The organism is Bacteroides sp. B1-V-101 (genome assembly GCF_023656585.1).
Taxonomy (GTDB): Bacteria; Bacteroidota; Bacteroidia; order Bacteroidales; family Bacteroidaceae; genus Bacteroides; species Bacteroides thetaiotaomicron.
In genome coordinates this window covers 86,878-107,596 of record NZ_JAMOKH010000009.1, presented here as the reverse complement: position 1 = coordinate 107,596, position 20,719 = coordinate 86,878, and the positions used below count along the sequence as shown (strand labels likewise).

The following is a 20,719-nucleotide window of genomic DNA, read 5'->3' as shown; positions in this document are numbered from 1 at the left end:
TAATATTTTCGATACAAATATATAACAATTTTTGTAATTACGAAAATTGTTGTATCTTTGTGCCCGCACACGAAAGGTGTGTGGTATAACTCTGTTTATGTATTAATAGTCATGTAATCAGTAGTTTAACTCATAAAATGGGGTAAAAATGATAAATTGAAACTTCATAATATTAATAACTTAGAATTTAAAACATAAGATTATGGGAAAGAAAGTCGTTACATTAGGCGAAATCATGCTTAGATTGTCAACTCCGGGCAATACCCGCTTTGTTCAGTCTGACTCTTTTGATGTAGTATATGGTGGTGGAGAAGCGAACGTTGCAGTAAGCTGTGCCAACTACGGACATGAAGCCTATTTCGTAACCAAATTGCCGAAACATGAAATCGGACAGTCTGCTGTAAACGCATTGCGTAAATATGGTGTAAAGACAGACTTTATTGCTCGTGGTGGCGACCGCGTAGGTATCTACTATCTGGAAACAGGCGCTTCTATGCGTCCCAGCAAGGTTATCTATGACCGTGCTCATTCTGCTATCGCTGAAGCTGATGCTGCCGACTTCGATTTTGATGCTATTATGGAAGGTGCTGACTGGTTCCACTGGTCCGGTATCACTCCGGCTATTTCTGACAAAGCTGCCGAACTGACTCGTCTGGCTTGCGAAGCAGCTAAGCGTCATGGCGTAACTGTATCGGTTGACTTGAATTTCCGTAAGAAACTGTGGACAAAGGAAAAAGCACAGTCTATCATGAAACCGTTGATGAAGTATGTGGATGTATGTATCGGTAACGAAGAGGATGCGGAACTGTGTCTGGGCTTCAAACCGGATGCTGACGTTGAAGCAGGCCACACAGATGCTGAAGGCTATAAAGGTATCTTCCAGCAGATGATGAAAGAATTCGGATTCAAGTATGTGGTTTCTACATTGCGCGAATCTTTCTCTGCTACTCACAATGGCTGGAAAGCTATGATATACAATGGCGAAGAATTCTATACTTCCAAACGTTATGATATCGATCCGATTATCGACCGTGTAGGTGGTGGTGACTCTTTCTCCGGCGGTATTATCCACGGTTTGATGACTAAGCCTAACCAGGGCGCAGCTCTTGAATTCGCTGTTGCTGCATCTGCTTTGAAACACACAATCAATGGTGACTTTAACCTTGTTTCTGTAGAAGAAGTGGAAGCATTGGCTGGTGGTGACGCAAGCGGTCGCGTACAGAGATAAGTTGAGAGTTTGAAAACCCAATTCATTTAAAATAAGAAATTAAGATGGCAAAATTCGATAAAATAGCCGTATTGAATAAAATCGGCTCTACAGGTATGGTTCCTGTATTCTATCACAAAGATGCGGAAGTGGCAAAAAAAGTAGTAAAGGCTTGTTATGACGGTGGTGTTCGTGCTTTCGAATTCACCAACCGTGGTGACTTTGCACAGGAAGTATTTGCTGAAATCGTGAAATACGCAGCAAAAGAATGTCCTGAAATGGCTATCGGTATCGGTTCAATCGTTGATCCGGCTACTGCTGCTATGTATCTTCAGTTAGGAGCTAATTTTGTGGTAGGTCCGTTGTTCAATCCGGAAATCGCTAAGATATGTAACCGTCGTCTGGTAGCTTATACTCCGGGTTGTGGTTCTGTATCTGAAGTAGGTTTTGCGCAGGAAGTAGGTTGCGATCTTTGCAAAGTGTTCCCGGGTGATGTATATGGAACTAACTTTGTGAAAGGTTTGACGGCTCCGATGCCATGGTCTAAGCTGATGGTGACAGGTGGGGTAGAGCCTTCCAAGGAAAACCTGACTGCATGGATCAAAGCAGGCGTGTTCTGCGTAGGTATGGGGTCAAAACTGTTCCCGAAAGACAAGGTAGCAGCAGAAGACTGGGCTTATGTGACTGCAAAATGCGAAGAAGCTCTTGGCTATATTGCTGAGGCCCGCAAGAAATAAGATTAGAGAGCGAAAGCTATCTATAAATAAAAAAGAGGCTGATGCGTCAGCCTCTTCAAAATATGCCTCAAAGGGTTAGTTAGTTTAGTTAGTAATGAGGCATATTTTCCATTTTGTTTAAAGGTGTTTAAAGGGGATAAGTCATCGGAATGAGTGATCATTTCGGTGACTTGTTTTTTTGGTTGTTGTAAACGTTTCTTTTAAGAATGATGTGGCATTCGCATTTTGATAATCCGTCCGATAACGAGTGCTGCAATGTACGCCACGGCAAAGCCTACGATTGAAAAAACAAACGGTTTCTGTTCATTGAAAGTACGGCGTGGAGGTACAGCGGTATAAGCCTCGTTGGCTGTAGTCTGATTGTCAGACTTGGTGGCTGCTGTTACTTGCAGTGTTGTTTCTGTTGCTACCATCTGGCAGCTATCTGTGGTTGTGGTTACAGTATCCACTAATATTTCTGTAGACATCTTTCTTACCCTTTTAAGTTATACGTAAATTCCTGTTATGGTTTCAACACAGTACTTAGGGTTTAGTTCAAAGGGATTCTTAAAATCGGCGCAAAGGTAACTAAAAAAGTGAACGATGGAGCATGAGGAGCATATTCTTTTCAAATGATTTTTGGGGGCTTTCTTTGTTGTGTGAACTAATTTCTTAGATAACTGTTTTCTAAATATAAAACTATTTAGAATATGGAACCTCATCATCACGAACATAATCATCGGGTAACGTCTCTTAATAAAGCCTTTATAATAGGTATCGTTCTGAATATCTCTTTCGTTATAGTCGAGTTCGGAGTTGGTTTTTATTACGATTCTCTGGGATTGCTCTCTGATGCCGGACATAATTTGGGAGATGTGGCAAGCCTGATTCTTGCTATGTTGGCTTTCCGGTTGGAGAAAGTACACCCGAATAGTCGTTATACCTACGGATATAAGAAAAGTACCATCCTCGTTTCTTTACTAAATGCAGTCATATTATTGGTTGCTGTCGGGATAATTATCGCTGAAAGCATAGACAAGCTGTTTCATCCGGTATCAGTTGACGGTTCCGCCATTGCCTGGACTGCCGGAGTGGGAGTGGTGGTCAACGCACTTACTGCCTGGCTTTTTATGAAGGATAAGGATAAAGACCTGAATGTAAAAGGAGCCTACCTGCATATGGCAGCTGACGCACTGGTCTCTGTCGGAGTAGTTGCTTCCGGTATTATTATCATGTATACGGGATGGAGCATCATCGATCCGATTATCGGACTGGGCATCGCTGTGATTATTATTGTTTCTACCTGGGGATTACTTCATGACAGTCTTCGATTATCGCTGGATGGTGTTCCGGTGGGAATCGATACTCAGCAGATTCAGCAACTGATAGTGGAACAGCCGGGGGTAGAAAGCTGTCATCATCTGCATATTTGGGCCATCAGTACTACGGAAACGGCTTTGACTGCACACGTTGTAGTGGATGATATAGCAAAAATGGAGGAAATAAAACATCGTATAAAGGAGGCGCTTGAAGCAGCAGGTATCCATCATGCTACATTAGAGATAGAGGGCGAGGAAGTGACTTGTAGCACAGAATGTTGTGAGGATTGAAATAAATCCGTACCTTTGCGCCCTTAAACTAACTAACCTTTAAAAAAACATGTTTACTGACTTATTGCATTCCTCTTATTTCTCGCTCTTTCTGATAGTAGCGTTGGGATTTATGTTAGGAAGAATTAAGATTAAGGGGCTATCGCTTGATGTGTCAGCGGTGATCTTTATTGCTCTTCTTTTTGGACACTTTGGTGTTATTATTCCTAAAGAATTAGGAAACTTCGGTTTGGTACTTTTTATTTTTACCATCGGTATTCAGGCCGGTCCCGGATTCTTCGACTCTTTTCGTAGTAAAGGAAAGACGCTGATTCTCATTACTATGCTTATTATCTGTTCTGCCTGCCTCACGGCAGTAGGTTTGAAGTATGCGTTCGATATTGATACGCCGAGTGTAGTCGGATTGATTGCAGGAGCTTTGACCAGTACTCCGGGATTGGCGGTAGCAATTGATAGTACCCACTCTCCGTTAGCATCCATTGCTTACGGTATCGCTTATCCGTTTGGTGTAATCGGAGTGATTTTGTTTGTGAAGTTGCTCCCCAAAATCATGCGTGTAAATTTGGATCAGGAAGCCCGTCGCCTTGAAATAGAGCGCCGCGGACAATTTCCGGAGTTGGGCACTTGTATCTACCGTGTCACTAATGCAAGCGTATTCAACCGTAGCTTGATGCAGATTAATGCACGGGCAATGACAGGTGCTGTTATTTCCCGTCTGAAACATAAAGATGAAATATCCATCCCCACCGCGCATACAGTATTGCACGAAGGAGATTATATTCAGGCAGTAGGCAGTGAGGAATCACTGAATCAGCTGTCTGTATTAATTGGCGAACGTGAAGAAGGTGAACTTCCTTTGGATAAAACACAGGAAATCGAGTCCTTACTATTGACCAAGAAAGATATGATCAATAAGCAACTGGGTGATCTGAATTTACAGAAAAACTTCGGTTGTACGGTGACCCGTGTTCGTCGAAGCGGTATTGACTTATCTCCGTCACCGGATTTGGCTTTGAAGTTTGGTGATAAACTGATGGTGGTAGGAGAGAAGGAAGGCATCAAAGGAGTAGCCCGCCTACTGGGAAACAATGCGAAGAAACTTTCCGATACTGATTTCTTCCCCATCGCGATGGGTATTGTGCTGGGGGTCTTATTTGGTAAGCTGAATATTTCTTTCTCCGATACACTGTCGTTTTCACCTGGATTGACCGGAGGAGTATTGATGGTGGCGTTGGTTTTGAGTGCCGTTGGTAAGACAGGGCCTATCATTTGGTCTATGTCCGGCCCCGCCAATCAACTGTTGCGGCAGTTAGGTCTGTTGCTTTTCCTTGCTGAAGTCGGAACCTCTGCCGGAAAGAACCTTGTGGCTACTTTTCAGGAAAGCGGATTACTGATGTTCGGAGTGGGTGCAGCTATCACGGTAGTACCGATGCTGGTTGCGGTAATTGTAGGACGCTTGGTATTCAAGATCAACATACTTGATCTACTGGGAACCATTACGGGAGGTATGACCAGTACTCCGGGACTGGCTGCTGCCGATTCGATGGTAGACAGTAATATTCCAAGCGTGGCATACGCGACTGTTTATCCGATTGCTATGGTATTCCTTATTTTATTTATACAGGTGATATCTTCAGCTGTGTATTAATGAAAATCAGTATATATAGGTATTGATTGTTAAAATAATAGTTTGTATCTTTGCCGCCTCAAAATTTAAGATGAGGTGAAACGATTGTCATTGAATATCATGCGCTGTTTCTTGCCGGTACTGTTTGTATCGTATTTGGTAAGTATCACATTCTTTGCTCACATACACGTGGTCAATGGCGTGACAATCGTCCATTCGCATCCTTTCAAGAAAGGGGCGGCACATAAGCACTCAACAGTCGAACTGTTATTAGTTCATTTCCTGTCACATCTGACAACGGACGGTGCGGCTGTTGTGTTTGCTCTCTCTCTTTTTATTCCATTCCTCTTGTGGCGGTTGCATGGTATTACGCAGCATACGCACTACTATTCTCCCTATCATGGGGTGGTGGCACTCAGAGCCCCTCCTGCTATTCGCTTTTCCGTCATTTGAACCGATGGTATCCTGCTTTATAGTAAAGCGGGAAGTCCTCATCTGTTTGTTCACATCATCACTTAACGAAAACGAATAACAAACGAAAAATGAAGAAATACATCTTTTCGCTTGTCTGCTTGTGCTGTGCATTGTTGCCTGCCCTCGAAGGACAAGCTGCTCTCCATGAGCATCCCGAATATCCGGATTTACGTAAATCGGATGCAAACATCGTAGGTCATATCCTTGATAAAAACACCAAAGAACACCTGCCTTATATTACTGTGGCATTGAAAGGTACAACGATCGGTACTGTGACCGATGCTACCGGACACTACTTTTTGAAGAACCTCCCCGAAGGTAACTTCGTGCTTGAAGTCAGCTCAGTAGGTTATAAAACCGTAAGACGCAATGTAACACTGAAGAAAGGCCGTACGCTGGAAGAAGATTTTGAAATAGAAGAAGATGCGGTTGCCTTGGACGGCGTAGTTGTTTCCGCCAATCGTAACGAGACCACCCGTCGTTTAGCGCCTACTTTGGTGAATGTAGTCGATATGAAAATGTTTGAAACGACCAACTCCACTACTCTGGCACAGGGATTGAGCTTTCAGCCGGGAGTACGCGTAGAATCCAACTGTCAGAATTGTGGTTTCCAGCAAGTACGTATTAACGGTTTGGATGGTCCTTATACACAAATCTTGCTTGATTCCCGTCCGATTTTCAGTGCACTTTCGGGTGTATATGGCATTGAGCAGATTCCTGCCAGCATGATAGAGCGTGTGGAAGTAATGCGTGGAGGCGGTTCAGCTTTGTTCGGGTCGTCTGCCATTGCCGGTACAATCAATATTATTACTAAAGAGCCGATTCGCAATTCAGGAATGTTGTCTCATACCATTACCGGTATTGGAGATGGAGACGCTTTCGATAATAATACTGCTTTGAATGCCTCTCTTGTAACGGACGATCAGCGTGCCGGTTTATATATCTTTGGTCAGAACCGCCACCGTTCGGCATACGACCATGATGGAGACGGATATTCTGAAATACCGAAAATACATGGCCAGACAATCGGTTTCCGTTCCTTCCTGAAAACGACTACTTATTCAAAACTGACTTTCGAATATCATCATATGGAAGAATTCCGCAGGGGAGGAGACTTACTGAACCGTCCGCCTCATGAAGCGAATGTGGCCGAACAGACAGAACATTCCATCAATGGCGGTGGATTGAAATATGACTATTTCTCACCAAACGAGAAGCACCGTTTTAATGTGTTTGCATCCGCACAACACATCAATCGTGACAGCTATTATGGTGGCGGGCAGGATCTGAATGCTTACGGAAACACTACCGACCTGAACTTGGATGGCAGGATCACAATATGTCTACAGCTTCGGAAAATGTATTTTTATGCCTTCGGACCTGACTGCCGGAATCGAATTCAACCAGGATAAGCTGGAAGACAATATGTGGGGATATCACCGCACGGTAGATCAAAAAGTAAATATCGGTAGCGCTTTCCTGCAAAATGAATGGAAGAACGATCATTGGGGATTCTTGCTTGGCGGTCGTCTGGATAAGCATAACCTGATTGATCATATTATATTCAGTCCGCGTGCTAACCTGCGTTTCAATCCTACCCAAAATATTAACCTGCGTTTGAGCTATTCTTCCGGTTTCCGTGCACCGCAGGCTTTTGATGAAGATTTGCATGTGGAGAACGTAGGTGGAAATGTGGCAATGGTTGAGCTTGCAAAGGATCTGAAAGAGGAAAGATCACAGAGCTTAAGTGCTTCAGCAGATATTTACCACCGTTTCGGTGCATTCCAGATTAACTTTTTGGTGGAAGGGTTCTATACTAAATTGTCGGATGTCTTTGCATTGACTGATGGCGAAGTAAAAGACGGAATTCTGACACGTACACGCTATAATGCTCCCGGAGCACGTGTGATGGGACTGACACTGGAAGGAAAGATGGCTTATCTGAATAAATTCCAGATCCAGGCTGGGGCTACTTTGCAGCAGAGCCATTACAGCGAACCGCACGTGTGGAACAAAGAAGCTCCGGCAGTAAAGAAGATGATGCGTACCCCGAATACTTACGGCTATTTTACAGCTACTTATACTCCGGTCAAACCGTTGTCTATCGCCCTTTCCGGTACCTATACGGGTTCGATGCTGATACCTCACGAACCTGTTCCCGGATTCCTCGACAAACCGATTACGGTCAATACGGAAGACTTCTTCGATATCGCTCTGAAGGCGGCATACGACTTCAAACTCTATAAGACGATGAACTTGCAGGTGAATGCCGGAATACAGAATATCTTCAATGCTTATCAGAATGACTTTGATAAGGGAGCCGACCGTGATTCGGGCTATATTTATGGCCCTTCACTGCCGAGAAGTTTCTTTGCTGGAGTGAAAATTAGCTATTAATAATGGTTTAATAATCTTTTTAGCTTATAAATCCTTATAAATGGGGATTGTTTCGGAACCGGACAATCCCTATCTTTGCCGCAGAAGATAAACCTTATCTTCGCTGCACAAAAACTGACGAATGAAACAAATATACCTGAATATAATGAAGTGGTTTTTGCCTGTACTGTTTATTTCGTACATGGCAGGGATTACTTTGTTTACTCACTCCCATGTGGTAAACGGGGTTACGATTGTTCATTCACATCCCTTTAAGAAAGGTGGCGAACATAGCCATACGACAGTAGAGTTTCAGCTGATTCACATATTGGACCATACATTGGTGACAGATAATGGTTTGACACCTTTGTTTGTGACTTCTGTCCTGTCTCTTTTATGTATTTTTCTCGCCTCTCCGCAGCGTATGCGGTATTGTCGTCCCTGTCCGGGCGTTATTTCTCTCAGAGCACCTCCCGTCGTTTAGTCTGCATCACGTAGAAGCAGGCAGGTCTTCTTTGGAAACTGCTGTTGCTTCCCATCCTTATTATTTTTGATTTAAAACATTAAAAGACTAACGACAATGAAAAAATATCTTTTAGTCCTGGTCAGCCTATGTTGTGCCTTGTTGCCTGCATTGGCTGAACATCCGGAGTATCCGGAATTGAAAAAATCCGATGCGAATATAATTGGTCATGTATTGGATAAAAAGACAAGTGAGCATCTGCCTTATATTACCATAGCATTAAAGGGAACCACGATAGGGACCGTCACCGACGCTACCGGACACTACTTCCTGAAGAATCTGCCGGAAGGAAACTTTATGATGGAAGTCAGCTCGGTAGGGTATAAGACGGTTACCCGTAGTGTGACCTTGAAAAAAGGTAAAACGCTGGAAGAGAACTTTGAACTGGAAGAAGATGCAATTGCTCTGGACGGAGTAGTCGTCTCTGCCAACCGTAGTGAAACGACCCGACGTCTGGCACCGACTCTGGTCAATGTAGTAGATTTGAAACTGTTTGAAACCACTAATTCTTCTACATTATCACAGGGCTTGAATTTTCAGCCTGGTGTCCGTGTAGAGACTAACTGTCAGAATTGTGGGTTTCAGCAAGTCCGGATCAATGGGCTGGACGGCCCCTATACACAGATACTCATCGACTCCCGTCCCGTGTTCAGTGCCCTTTCCGGAGTATACGGGCTGGAGCAGATTCCTGCCAGCATGATCGAACGTGTAGAAGTCATGCGCGGGGGTGGATCGGCATTGTTCGGCTCTTCGGCCATTGCGGGAACGATCAATATCATCACGAAGGAGCCTCTGCGAAATTCCGGTCAGTTATCGCATACGATCACTTCCATTGGTGGCAGTTCCGCATTCGATAACAACACCTCGCTGAATGCTTCCCTTGTAACGGACGATCATCGTGCCGGATTGTATATCTTCGGGCAAAACCGTCATCGGTCGGGATATGATTATGACGGAGACGGATTTACGGAACTTCCGAAACTGAAGAATCAGACGGTCGGTTTCCGTTCTTATCTGAAAACGAGTACTTACTCCAAACTAACGTTTGAATACCATCATATGCAGGAATTCCGCCGTGGTGGAGATATGCTGGATCGTCCTCCTCACGAAGCCCATATTGCCGAGCAGTTACAACACTCCATAGATGGCGGAAGTCTGAAATACGATTATTTCTCACCGAATGAAAAGAATCGTTTAAGTGTTTTTGCCTCGGCAGCCAATACGGATCGTGACAGTTATTATGGTCCCGGCAACGATCCTCTGAAAGCATACGGAAAGACGACCGACCTCACCGCTATGGGCGGTGCGCAATATGTGCACACATTCGACAAATGTCTTTTTATGCCTTCCGACCTGACGGTGGGACTTGAATATAACCGTGACCGGCTGAAAGATAATATGTGGGGATACGACCGCCATACGGACCAGACGGTCAAGGTTTACAGTGCTTTTCTACAGAACGAATGGAAAAACAAACACTGGGGAATTTTGATTGGCGGGCGTCTGGATAAGCACAATATGGTGGATGATGTTATTTTCAGCCCGCGTGCTAACCTGCGTTTCAATCCTATGGATAATATCAATCTGCGTTTGAGCTATTCTTCCGGCTTCCGCGCCCCACAGGCATTTGACGAAGATATGCATATCGAAAATGTAGGTGGAACAGTGGTGATGATCGAGCGTGCAAAGGACTTGAAGGAGGAAAAATCGCAGAGTTTTAGTGCATCCGCAGATATGTATCACCGCTTTGGTGCTTTTCAGACTAATCTGTTAGTAGAAGGATTTTATACGAGGCTGACTGATGTGTTCGTGTTAGGAGAGCCCTTTGACCGTGGTGACGGTGTATTGGTGAAAATACGCAGCAATGGTCCGGGAGCCAAAGTAATGGGATTGACTCTGGAAGGAAAGATTGCTTATCTTTCTTTGCTTCAAATACAGGCAGGACTGACATTGCAGCGCAGCCGTTACGATGAACCACATAAATGGCACGATGATGCGCCGGCAGAAAGAAAAATCTTCCGTACTCCCGATACTTACGGATATTTTACGGCTACTTATACTCCCGTCAAACCGTTGTCCATCGCTCTCTCGGGTACATATACCGGCAGTATGCTTGTGCAGCGTATGGACATCAGCGCAGAAAACGCAGCAATGGGCGATATGCCCGAGCGAAAAGCGGAAGCCATCCGTACACCCCGGTTCTTCGATATGGGAGTGAAGATAGCGTATGACTTCAAACTCTATAAAACGGTAGACTTACAACTTAGCGGAGGTGTCCAGAATATCTTTGAAGCCTATCAGAAAGATTTCGACAGAGGAGCTAACCGGGATTCCAACTATATCTACGGTCCTTCGCTTCCGAGAAGTTTCTTTGCCGGAGTGAAGATCAGTTATTGATACGATATCGGTCCGTTATTTTCAGAACATTTTATGCATCCGGGAATGTGATAAAACGATTGCTTCCCGGATGTTTTATAAATAAGCGACAGATTTGGTATTGATGATTTCAACGATAATCATGTCTGCCTGACCGATTTTTAGTATTTTTGGCGATTGTAAGTAAGCAATTCAAAGTCTTATCAGATTGCATTACGGGTTATGATAAAAAGAAGATGGACGAAATGCTTCATTATTACGAATGTAAAGGCAGTAAAATAATTAGTTTGAATGACCTATTATGGCAACAGAAAATAAAATAAAGTATTTTGAAAATCGGGAAGACTGGAGAAAGTGGCTGATGGACAACTTTGAAACCGAAGACGAAATTTGGTTTGTATTTCCTCTTAAATCGTCAGGTGAAAAAAGTATTGCATACAACGATGCTGTTGAAGAAGCCCTTTGTTTCGAATGGATTGACAGTACGATAAAACCGCTTGATAAAGAACATAGAATTCAGCGTTTCACGCCTAGAAAACCTAAAAGTACATACTCGCAAGCCAACAAAGAAAGACTTAAATGGTTATTGGCAAATAAAATGATACACCCTGAATTTGAAGATAAAATACGCACTGTTTTATCTGACCCTTTTATTTTCCCCAATGATATAATGGACAGATTGAAAGAAGATGAAATAGCATGGAAAAACTACCGGCATTTTTCCGACGCATATAAGCGTATCCGAATTGCATACATTGAAGCAGCAAGGAAGCGACCGGAAGAATTTGAAAAGCGATTAAACAACTTTATCTGTAAAGTGAAAGAGAATAAGATGATAACCGGATTTGGCGGAATAGAAAAATATTATTGAGATTGTTCGAATCTTTATGAAAGAATGCCCTTATAGTCTGATGGAAGCGATGGAGCATCATTAGTAGTAAATTACTAAAAACTTTTCTTTCCCTTTTAGTAGTTTGCCTGTTTGAGTTGTATTATATATAGATAGTCAATAAAGTCAAAGTAATCAACTTATTAAACAGTTAACCTTATGTTCAAACAACTAAGTACTTCTCTACTGATTGCATCAGCATGTATTTTGTCCTCTTGCACGCCTACGGTGAAGCAGGAGATCGCAATTTTACCTACCCCCGTTAGTCTGACGGAACAGCCGGGTGCCTTCGTCTTAAAGGATGGAATGAAAATCGGTGTTTCCGATCAGTCCTTATTTCCGGCTGCCGGATATTTGCAGGATATTCTTCGGAATGTAGTGTCTACTTCTGTAGAGGTGACCGAAGCCGATAAGGCGGATATCTATCTCCAGCTAGGGCAGGATAATGGAAAGCCCGGTTCTTACAAACTTCAGGCTACCCCCAAGTCTGTTCAGGTTGAAGCCGGAGATTATTCGGGCATCGTTTCCGCTATTGCCAGCCTCCACCAACTGCTGCCTGCCGGAATAGAAGTGCAGGGAACGAAACAGACTTTCTCCATTCCTGCCGTGCAAATAGAGGACTCACCGCGCTTTGAATGGCGTGGCTTTATGCTGGATGCTTCCCGTCACTTCTGGAATAAAGATGAAGTGAAACATATACTGGACCTGATGTCCTTGTATAAACTGAATAAGTTCCACTGGCATCTGACAGATGATCAGGGATGGCGGATTGAAATTGAGAAATATCCGTTGCTGACGGAAAAAGGAGCGTGGCGGAAATTTAACAAGCACGACCGTGGTTGTATGGAGCGTGCGGTAGAAGAGGACAATACCGACTTCCTGATTCCGGAAAACAAAATACGGATTGTAGAAGGAGATACTCTGTATGGTGGTTACTATACGCATGAAGATATCAAAGAAATTGTAGATTATGCTGCACAGAGAGGAATCGATGTGATTCCGGAAATAGATATGCCGGGGCATTTCCTGGCTGCTATTACCCAATACCCTGATCTCGCTTGTGACGGACTGATCGGCTGGGGAGAAACATTCTCTTCTCCTATTTGTCCGGGAAAGGATACGACGCTGGAATTCTGCCAGGATGTCTTTAAAGAGATTTTCGATCTCTTTCCTTATGAATATGTACACATGGGTGGTGACGAAGTTGAGAAAAATAACTGGAAAAAGTGCCCCCGTTGCCAGAAGCGAATCCGCACGGAAGGACTTAAATCGGTAGAAGATTTGCAGGCGTGGTTCGTGCGCGATATGGAGAAATTCTTCCTTGCCAATGGAAAGAAGTTGATAGGCTGGGATGAAGTTGTTGCCGACGGACTGACTTCGGATGCTGCTATTACCTGGTGGAGGAGCTGGTCGAAAGAGGCGGTGCCTATGGCCACTTCGCAAGGACAAAGAGTGATTGCCTGCCCGAATGAATATTTCTATTTTGATTATGCGCAGGATAAAAACTCCGTGAAGAAGATATTGGCATACGATCCGTATGCAGACGATCGCTTGTCACCCGAACAGAAAGAATGTTTTTGGGGCGTGCAGGCTAATCTTTGGGCAGAATGGATTCCGTCTATGAAGCGTATCGAATATCTGATACTTCCCCGTATGGTGGCGTTGAGTGAAATAGCTTGGGTGCAGCCGGAGGCGAAACCGGATCTGAAAGAGTTCTATCGTCAGCTTGTTCCGCATTTCAAGCGGATGGATATCCTTGGATTGAACTATCGGATACCCGATCTGGAAGGATTCTACAAAGTGAATGCTTTCCTTGATGAGGCTTCGGTTGATCTGACTTGTCCGTTGCCGGGCATTGAAGTTCGTTATACTACTGACGGAAGTATGCCGACTAAGCAATCCACTCTTTATGAAGGAAATCTGAAAGTGACGGAAACGACAGATTTCACTTTCCGCACCTTCCGTCCCGACGGTACTCCATCGGACGTAGCACGTACCCGATACGTCAAAGCTCCTTATGCGGAGGCAACTGCTGCTCCGGCTTCTTTGAATTCCGGACTGAAAGCGGTATGGCATAAATTCTGTGGTAATCTTTGTGCGGATATCGATGCGGCTCCCGTGAATGGTGAGTATATCGTAGAATCTGTTTCTATCCCCGAAGAGGTGAAAGGAGATATCGGCCTGATACTCAAGGGTTACCTAGAAATACCTGCCGATGGCATCTATACATTTGCCCTTCTTTCGGACGACGGCAGTACGCTGAAACTGGACGGTGAATTACTGGGAGATAATGACGGAGCACACTCGCCGGTAGAGATTATAGTACAGAAGGCCTTGAAGGCCGGACTGCACCCGATAGAAGTACGCTACTTCGATTGCAATGGCGGAGTTTTGCAGATGGAATTAGTCAATGAAAAGGGTGAGAAAGAAGTGCTTCCTAAAGAATGGCTGAAATATGAATAAACAGATCCCCTGAAGATTTTTTATCAGGTATTAATATAGATAAGGTTTGATAGAAGGCGGGTAGAAGTAGGGATACTTTTATCCGCTGTTTTTATTCTGTAGGTAATTCTTGTTGAAATATCCCTATAAATGGGTATTTCCCAAATCAAAAGTTCTTCTCAACTTTGCAGAGTGAATAAAACGCCACTATGCAATATTTGAAAGAAGACATACAGGAAAAAATCCTCCACATAGCCGAAGAAGTATTCTCCGAAAAAGGATATAAGGATGCTTCCATGCGCGAAATTGCTTCCCGAACAGGGATTACAGTCAGCAATATCTACCATTATTTCACCAATAAGGATGAGATATTCCGCACGATTCTGAAACCCGTGCTGAATGATTTGTATGCCAAGATATACAGCCATGATGCCAATCAGATGTCCATAGAAGTTTTTACGAATTCGGACTATCAGCAGGAATCCGTGCAGGAATATATCGATTTGGTTTCTGAACACCGTGCCCGGTTGCGTATGTTACTTTTCCAGGCACAGGGATCATCCCTGGAAAACTTCCGTTCGGAGTATACCGATGCGATGACACGTACTATTTTTGTCTTTTTTCAGGGGATGAAGCGGAAGTACCCGCACCTGAATATAGGTATCACCGATTTCTTTATTCATCTCAATACGGTGTGGCTGTTTGCCTTGCTCGAAGAACTGGTGCTGCACCACGTGAAGAAAGAAGAAATGCAGAAATTTATAGCAGAATATATAGCCTTTGAAACGGCAGGTTGGAAGGAGCTCATGAATGTATGAGCTCCTTCTTTTTTTTGAACGATTCAGAGGAATGTTCTTTTTTAAAAATCAGATATATATAAATGAAAAGGTATGAAAGAAAAACAGAAAAAGAAAAGTGGTGTGAGTCGCTTGTTTGAGATAGCAGGTGAGAAGAAAGGCTTACTGATGCTTGCCGGGGTACTTTCGGCGGTCAGTGCCTTGTGTATGCTGGTGCCTTATTGGTCGGTATATGAAGTGCTGAAAGAGCTTTTGTTGCATGGCAGCAAGATAAGCGAGTTGGATAGCAGTGTGCTTATACACTGGGGATGGGTGGCATTTGTCGGTCTGGTGGCAGGACTGCTTTTGCTGTATGGAGCATTGATGGCATCGCATATAGCGGCGTTCCGTATTCTCTACGGGTTGCGCATTCGTCTGTCCGGGCATATCGGACGCCTTTCGCTGGGATACCTGAACGGTACTTCCACCGGAGCGATCAAGAAGACTATGGAACAGAATGTGGAGAAGATAGAGAATTTTGTGGCGCACACCATTCCCGATCTGGTCAATGTGCTGGCAACCATTGTGCTGATGTTTATCATCTTCTTCTCCCTGAACGGGTGGATGGCGGCTATTTGTGTGGTCTGCATCGTTTGTAGTATCGGTTTGCAGTTTATGAATTTCTTTGGGAAAAAAGCCAAAGAGTTTACGAAAATCTATTATGATACGCAGGAGCGTATGAGTGCTTCAGCTGTCCAGTATGTGAGAGGAATGCCCGTGGTGAAGATATTTGGTCAGAGTGTGCGCTCGTTCCGCCAGTTTAATAGTGAGATAGAGGCCTATAAAAGTTATGCTTTAAGAGTCTGCGACACCTACCAGCCCGGTATGATTGCTTTTACTGTTTTGCTGAATTCGCTGATAACTTTCATTTTGCCCGTAGGTCTGTTGCTTCTGAGCAGAGAGCCGCAGAATATTGGTCTGGCGGCAGTTTATCTCTTCTTTATTATTATGGGGCCCGGCGTGGTTTCTCCTATCTATAAACTGATGTATCTCGGTTCAAGTACGAACGAGATTGATGAGGGAGTGAAACGAATCGACCGCATATTTGATGAACAGGTACTTCCCGAAACTGCGGTTTCGCATTTGCCCGCTTCCTATGATATCGAGTTTCGTCACGTATCGTTTGCCTACGAAAACAAGGCGGAAACTACCCGTACCGAAGTGCTGAAAGACATCTCTTTTACTGCGCCACAGGGAGCGATTACTGCGCTGGTCGGTCCGTCAGGTTCCGGAAAATCTACGGTAGCCAACCTGATTCCGCGCTTTTGGGATGTCAGTGAAGGGGAGATCTGCATTGGCGGAATGAATATAAAAGAGATAGCGACCGAGGATTTGATGAATCTCGTTTCCTTTGTTTTTCAGGACAGCTTCCTCTTCTTTGATACGCTCTATGAGAATATTCGGGTCGGTAATACGTCTGCTACCCGTGAACAGGTGATCGAAGCTGCCCGTGCGGCTCAATGCCACGATTTTATAGAGAGTCTGCCGGACGGCTATCATACGCGGATCGGTGACAAAGGAGTGTATTTGTCCGGCGGTGAGTCCCAACGGGTTTGTGTGGCAAGAGCCATTCTTAAAAATGCTCCGATTCTGGTGCTTGACGAGGCGACTGCTTTTGCCGATCCGGAGAACGAATATAAGATGCAGCAAGCCATTCAGCAACTTATCAAAAATAAAACGGTCATCATTATTGCTCACAGACTTTCGTCCATCATTTCAGCCGAACAGATACTTGTCCTGAAAGAAGGCAAGCTCGTACAAAGCGGACGTCACGAAGTGCTGAGCAAAACGGACGGTGTATATAAAAGAATGTGGGATGCCTATACCAGCGCATTCCGTTGGCAATTAACTATCAAAAAGGAGGAAACAAAATGAATGCAATCAAGAATATTACGGTAGGACATACCGAACGTCTGCGTAAACCTGTCGGTTACACGATGCTTGCCAATCTGGTGAATATCGTTCCGTTCTGTCTTTCTATCGAAGCCATAAATGTGATTTTCCGTACGTTTGACGGTAGTGGTACACCGCTGGATACGAATCGTCTTTGGATGATTTTTGCTATATTGGTCGTGTATATGGTGGTGATGGCTTTTGCCGAACGCGCCGCCTATCGTGCCAACTTTCGCGGTGCTTATGAGATGAGTGCCGAAGGGCGTATTAATTTAGCCGAGCATCTGCGTAAATTATCCTTGGGATTCCTGTCCCGCAGAGATCCGGGGGATCTTTCTTCCATGCTGATCACTGACTTTACCATGGCGGAAACGGGAATATCCCATCACTTGCCCCAATTGATGGGAGCGTTGGTAATGCCGGTTTTTGCCTTCCTTGGCTTGCTTTGGATTGACTGGCGCATGGCGGTGGCCATGTTCGTAGCTTTACCGCTTGCGGTTGCTGTCCTGTTGCTTAGCAATATCGCCCAGCGTAAGCTGAGTGTGCGACAGATTGAAGCCAAGATTAATGCCGGAAACCGCTTGGAAGAATATCTGCAAGGCATACGGGTGATGAAAGCATATAATTTGCTGGGAGGCAAGTTCGAACGCCTGAAAATGGCTTTTAGTGATCTCCGTCGTGCCTGTATCCGGCAGGAGGCGCTTCTCGGTCCATTTATCTTATTCTCGGTCACATTGATTCGTGCCGGATTGACATTCATGATACTTTGCGGTACGTACCTGTTGATAGGAGGCGAACTTTCACTGCTCACGTTTGTCATGTTTCTGGTGGTCGGTTCCCGTGTTTTCGATCCGCTGACATCTGCCTTGACTAACTTTGCCGAGTTTCGCTACTTCTCCATCGCAGGAGGACGTATCCTTACGTTGATGAACGAACCGGAAATGAAGGGAGATCGTGATGTGCCCGAAAGCGGAGATATTACTTTTGATCATGTATCTTTCGGTTATCAGGAAAAGGAAATACTGCATGATATTTCCGTGACTCTTAGAAAAGGGACGCTCACTGCTTTGGTCGGTCCTTCCGGAAGCGGAAAGAGTACGATGCTGAAACTTTGCGCACGCTTCTATGATCCGCGTAAAGGCTCGGTTCGTTTTAACGGAATGGATATGAAAGAACTGGAGCCGGAGTCATTAATGAAACATTGTTCCATGGTTTTTCAGGATGTCTATCTGTTTCAGGATACGCTGAAGAATAATATCCGTTTCGGCAGGACAGATGCTACGGATGAAGAGATCGTAGCGGCAGCGAAAAAGGCTTGTTGTCACGAATTCATCATGCGTCTGCCCAAAGGATACGATACGATGGTAGGAGAAGGTGGCTGCACTCTTTCGGGAGGAGAAAAACAACGGATCTCCATTGCCCGTGCCATGCTGAAAGAAGCTCCGGTCGTGCTGCTGGATGAGGCTACTGCCTCTCTCGATCCGGAGAATGAAGTAGAAGTGCAGCAGGCTATCAATACCTTGATTGCGGGACGGACGGTAATCGTTATCGCTCACCGCCTCAAAACGATCCGAAATGCCGACCGGATTATTGTGCTGGAAGAAGGACGAATTGCGGAACAAGGCACTCATGATGAACTTTTGAGCCGGCCGGTGCTGTACGCCAAACTTTGGAATATACAGGAACAGACATCGGGATGGAAACTATAAAAACGGCTCATCAGAGATAAAACGAAAAGGTCCGGCTTTCACAAGCCGGGCCTTTTGTTTACTAGAATTTATGCTATTTACACTTATTCTGTAATATTGAATACATTATATGGTTTTTTTAAACTAACAACCAAATGTGAGAATGCGGGAGAATCACTTCGGCCGATTCCAATGTTTTCAATGTGGCTACGTAATTTTTAATTATGACTAATTAATTCAATTCTGATATTGCAAAGATAGGGGCTTTGACGATTTCCTGCAATCACCTGAAATGGGTATTCTTGGGCGGGTTACTAGCAATATATAGTGGGTCTGAATCTTTTATTCCGGAACATTTGCAGAGTTTCCTGTCAACCTGTTCAGATGACATACCAGTAGTTTTCCTTCATTATCTCTCAAATGCATACCATTGCCTTGACAATAACGGAAGTATTTGCATCGGGCGCACTCGTCTTTTTTCATCCATGAACGGTCGCGATAAGGCTGGAATTTCGTTTGCCATATTTCCCAAAAATCATCCTGATAGATATTTCCTTGATGGTAGTTGGAGCGGATGCTGCTACAGGCACTGATAGAACCGTCAATCAAAACGGAGCCGACTGATATTCCGGCACTACAGAAGAAAGGAGTATTCCGTACTTCACCTTCATAGTTACTCAGGAAACCTTCGCAGCCGTAACTCGCACGGATAATTCCTTCCTTTCGGGTGTCACGGATGAAGTCGAGTACTTGTTTCAGTTCTTCTCCGTTCATACGGAATTCCGGTTCTTCGGCGGCTCGTCCTACCGGAAAGATGGTAGATACTCTCCATCGTTTGACTCCGAGACTGATAAGTAACTCTTTCATAGCCGGCAACTGTGGCAGGCTACGGCGGGTGACACAGGTAATGACGTCGAATGTCAGTTCAGGGATAGCTGTGATTTCCCGTATGGCATTTACGGCACAATCGAAACTTTCGGGATGTCGTCGCATCCAGTTGTGTACATCCTTCAGTCCGTCAAGGCTGATGGATATACTACGCATACCGCTGCGGATCAGGTTGTGAAGCCGTTCGCGTGTGAGACACAGGCCGTTGCATACCATGCCCCACGGGTATCCCCGTCGGGATATTTCTTTGCCGCAAGTTTCCAAATCTTCACGTACGGTTGGCTCTCCACCGGAGATAATGACGAATACATCGTGCGGATTGGTATGTGTTGCTATGCTGTCCAGTACTTTTAGAAAATCCTGCAGAGGCATATCCGGAGTAGCGGGAGAGGACTTGCAGTCACTGCCACAATGGCGGCAACGTACATTACATCGTAAGGTGCATTCCCCAAAAAGCTGTCTGAGCGGATGTTCTTCCACTCTTTCGTGTTTCATCCGGCGAAATATTTCTAAAGCCAGCCATCGGCGGGGAGTAAGGGGGATGATACGTTTCATTCTTCTTCTTTTTTCTCCTCTTTAAGTAAAGTGACTTTTCCCTCTTTTCCAAGGTCTTGTATTCTAATCTTTTTTGTCTGGTATGCGCCATTCTTTTCGCCGTCTACATCTGTATACTCAAGGTACATTTCAGATTTTTTTGGAGGATACTCTTCGAATTTAAATGTATTGATTGCTATACCGCCTACCGTATAATGCTCTATTTCACGTGACTCGGTATAGGCAGTATCTGTAATTAATGAATCTTCTTGATTCATATAACTGGATACTACGCGAATACCATTAATATTTTCTTTTTCTTCATTTTGTACTTGACTGCTTATTATAATGTCAGGAGTCCAGTCGGGACCGGGACCATAATAACAAGGTTCGTCCCAGATTTCGTTATTATTGCCACATCCGGAAAAGCCTAAAGCGGCGAGCAGACTTAGTAGATATTTGTTTCTCATGTTATTAACGCGTTTAGTTCTTGTTGGGACAAAGATAATTAATCTTTGAATCGGTTGTTCTCTATTGTTCGTTTTATTTTTTGAATGAGATGATTTTAGAGATTGGGGATGATTGTATAATGGGGTATCAGGAAATACAATCTTATGGGATAAAGGAGAAAACATCTTGA

The 20,719-nt window shown here is 44.3% G+C and carries 15 protein-coding genes and 1 pseudogene; 13 read left to right on the top strand and 3 right to left on the bottom strand.

Annotated elements, in window-relative coordinates; genetic code table 11:
• The first annotated feature begins 202 nt into the window (after nucleotides 1–202).
• Nucleotides 203–1,228 carry a sugar kinase gene (locus NBH01_RS09180; protein WP_008763049.1) on the top strand — a complete coding sequence of 342 codons (1,026 nt, stop codon included), beginning with the start codon at nucleotides 203–205 and terminating at the stop codon, nucleotides 1,226–1,228.
• Between the two features lie 44 nt (nucleotides 1,229–1,272).
• On the top strand, nucleotides 1,273–1,944 hold the full coding sequence (locus NBH01_RS09175; RefSeq protein WP_250700076.1) for a bifunctional 4-hydroxy-2-oxoglutarate aldolase/2-dehydro-3-deoxy-phosphogluconate aldolase: 672 nt from the start codon (nucleotides 1,273–1,275) through the stop codon (nucleotides 1,942–1,944).
• Between the two features lie 200 nt (nucleotides 1,945–2,144).
• Here NBH01_RS09175 and NBH01_RS09170 read toward each other — a convergent pair whose 3' ends face one another.
• Nucleotides 2,145–2,411, bottom strand: coding sequence for a hypothetical protein (locus NBH01_RS09170; RefSeq protein ID WP_055218420.1), 267 nt, complete (start codon nucleotides 2,409–2,411; stop codon nucleotides 2,145–2,147).
• A 222-nt stretch (nucleotides 2,412–2,633) separates the two neighbouring features.
• On the opposite strand from NBH01_RS09170, the gene NBH01_RS09165 reads away from it, so the two are divergent.
• The 11 genes and pseudogenes from NBH01_RS09165 (at nucleotide 2,634) to NBH01_RS09115 (ending at nucleotide 18,678) form a co-directional block, all read left to right on the top strand.
• The gene (locus tag NBH01_RS09165; RefSeq protein WP_008765023.1) at nucleotides 2,634–3,533 is read left to right on the top strand and encodes a cation diffusion facilitator family transporter; all 900 of its coding nucleotides are present in this window, start codon (nucleotides 2,634–2,636) and stop codon (nucleotides 3,531–3,533) included.
• Nucleotides 3,534–3,582: 49 nt separating this feature from the next.
• A complete protein-coding gene (locus NBH01_RS09160; RefSeq protein ID WP_008765024.1) occupies nucleotides 3,583–5,181 on the top strand; it encodes an aspartate:alanine exchanger family transporter in 1,599 nt (532 codons plus the stop codon).
• Between the two features lie 99 nt (nucleotides 5,182–5,280).
• Nucleotides 5,281–5,613 (top strand): DUF8478 family putative metalloprotein, encoded by a 333-nt coding sequence (locus NBH01_RS09155; protein WP_011107299.1) that lies wholly within the window; start codon nucleotides 5,281–5,283, stop codon nucleotides 5,611–5,613.
• An 89-nt stretch (nucleotides 5,614–5,702) separates the two neighbouring features.
• Nucleotides 5,703–8,031: pseudogene (locus NBH01_RS09150) on the top strand (TonB-dependent receptor).
• A gap of 145 nt (nucleotides 8,032–8,176) precedes the next feature.
• Nucleotides 8,177–8,494 carry a DUF8478 family putative metalloprotein gene (locus NBH01_RS09145; protein WP_490019301.1) on the top strand — a complete coding sequence of 106 codons (318 nt, stop codon included), beginning with the start codon at nucleotides 8,177–8,179 and terminating at the stop codon, nucleotides 8,492–8,494.
• 96 nt (nucleotides 8,495–8,590) lie between these two features.
• Nucleotides 8,591–10,930: a TonB-dependent receptor gene (locus NBH01_RS09140; RefSeq protein ID WP_132059859.1), complete on the top strand. Its 2,340-nt coding sequence runs from the start codon at nucleotides 8,591–8,593 to the stop codon at nucleotides 10,928–10,930.
• Nucleotides 10,931–11,210: 280 nt separating this feature from the next.
• Nucleotides 11,211–11,780: a YdeI/OmpD-associated family protein gene (locus NBH01_RS09135; RefSeq protein ID WP_074858777.1), complete on the top strand. Its 570-nt coding sequence runs from the start codon at nucleotides 11,211–11,213 to the stop codon at nucleotides 11,778–11,780.
• A 177-nt stretch (nucleotides 11,781–11,957) separates the two neighbouring features.
• The gene (locus NBH01_RS09130) at nucleotides 11,958–14,261 is read left to right on the top strand and encodes a family 20 glycosylhydrolase (protein ID WP_132059857.1); all 2,304 of its coding nucleotides are present in this window, start codon (nucleotides 11,958–11,960) and stop codon (nucleotides 14,259–14,261) included.
• A 188-nt stretch (nucleotides 14,262–14,449) separates the two neighbouring features.
• Complete coding sequence (locus NBH01_RS09125; RefSeq protein WP_008763073.1) at nucleotides 14,450–15,058, top strand: TetR/AcrR family transcriptional regulator; 609 nt, start codon at nucleotides 14,450–14,452, stop codon at nucleotides 15,056–15,058.
• 72 nt (nucleotides 15,059–15,130) lie between these two features.
• The gene (locus NBH01_RS09120) at nucleotides 15,131–16,951 is read left to right on the top strand and encodes an ABC transporter ATP-binding protein (protein WP_225679121.1); all 1,821 of its coding nucleotides are present in this window, start codon (nucleotides 15,131–15,133) and stop codon (nucleotides 16,949–16,951) included.
• Nucleotides 16,948–18,678 carry an ABC transporter ATP-binding protein gene (locus NBH01_RS09115; RefSeq protein ID WP_225679119.1) on the top strand — a complete coding sequence of 577 codons (1,731 nt, stop codon included), beginning with the start codon at nucleotides 16,948–16,950 and terminating at the stop codon, nucleotides 18,676–18,678. The genes NBH01_RS09120 and NBH01_RS09115 overlap by 4 nt, the downstream gene beginning before the upstream one ends.
• Nucleotides 18,679–18,999: 321 nt before the next feature.
• Here the strand turns inward: NBH01_RS09115 and NBH01_RS09110 are convergent, their stop codons facing one another.
• Entirely contained in the window at nucleotides 19,000–20,100 is a 1,101-nt protein-coding gene (locus tag NBH01_RS09110; RefSeq protein WP_250700075.1) for a TIGR04133 family radical SAM/SPASM protein, read from the bottom strand.
• Nucleotides 20,097–20,549, bottom strand: a complete 453-nt coding sequence (locus NBH01_RS09105; RefSeq protein WP_055229456.1) for a radical SAM-associated putative lipoprotein — start codon at nucleotides 20,547–20,549, stop codon at nucleotides 20,097–20,099. The genes NBH01_RS09110 and NBH01_RS09105 overlap by 4 nt, the downstream gene beginning before the upstream one ends.
• Nucleotides 20,550–20,719: the final 170 nt, after the last annotated feature.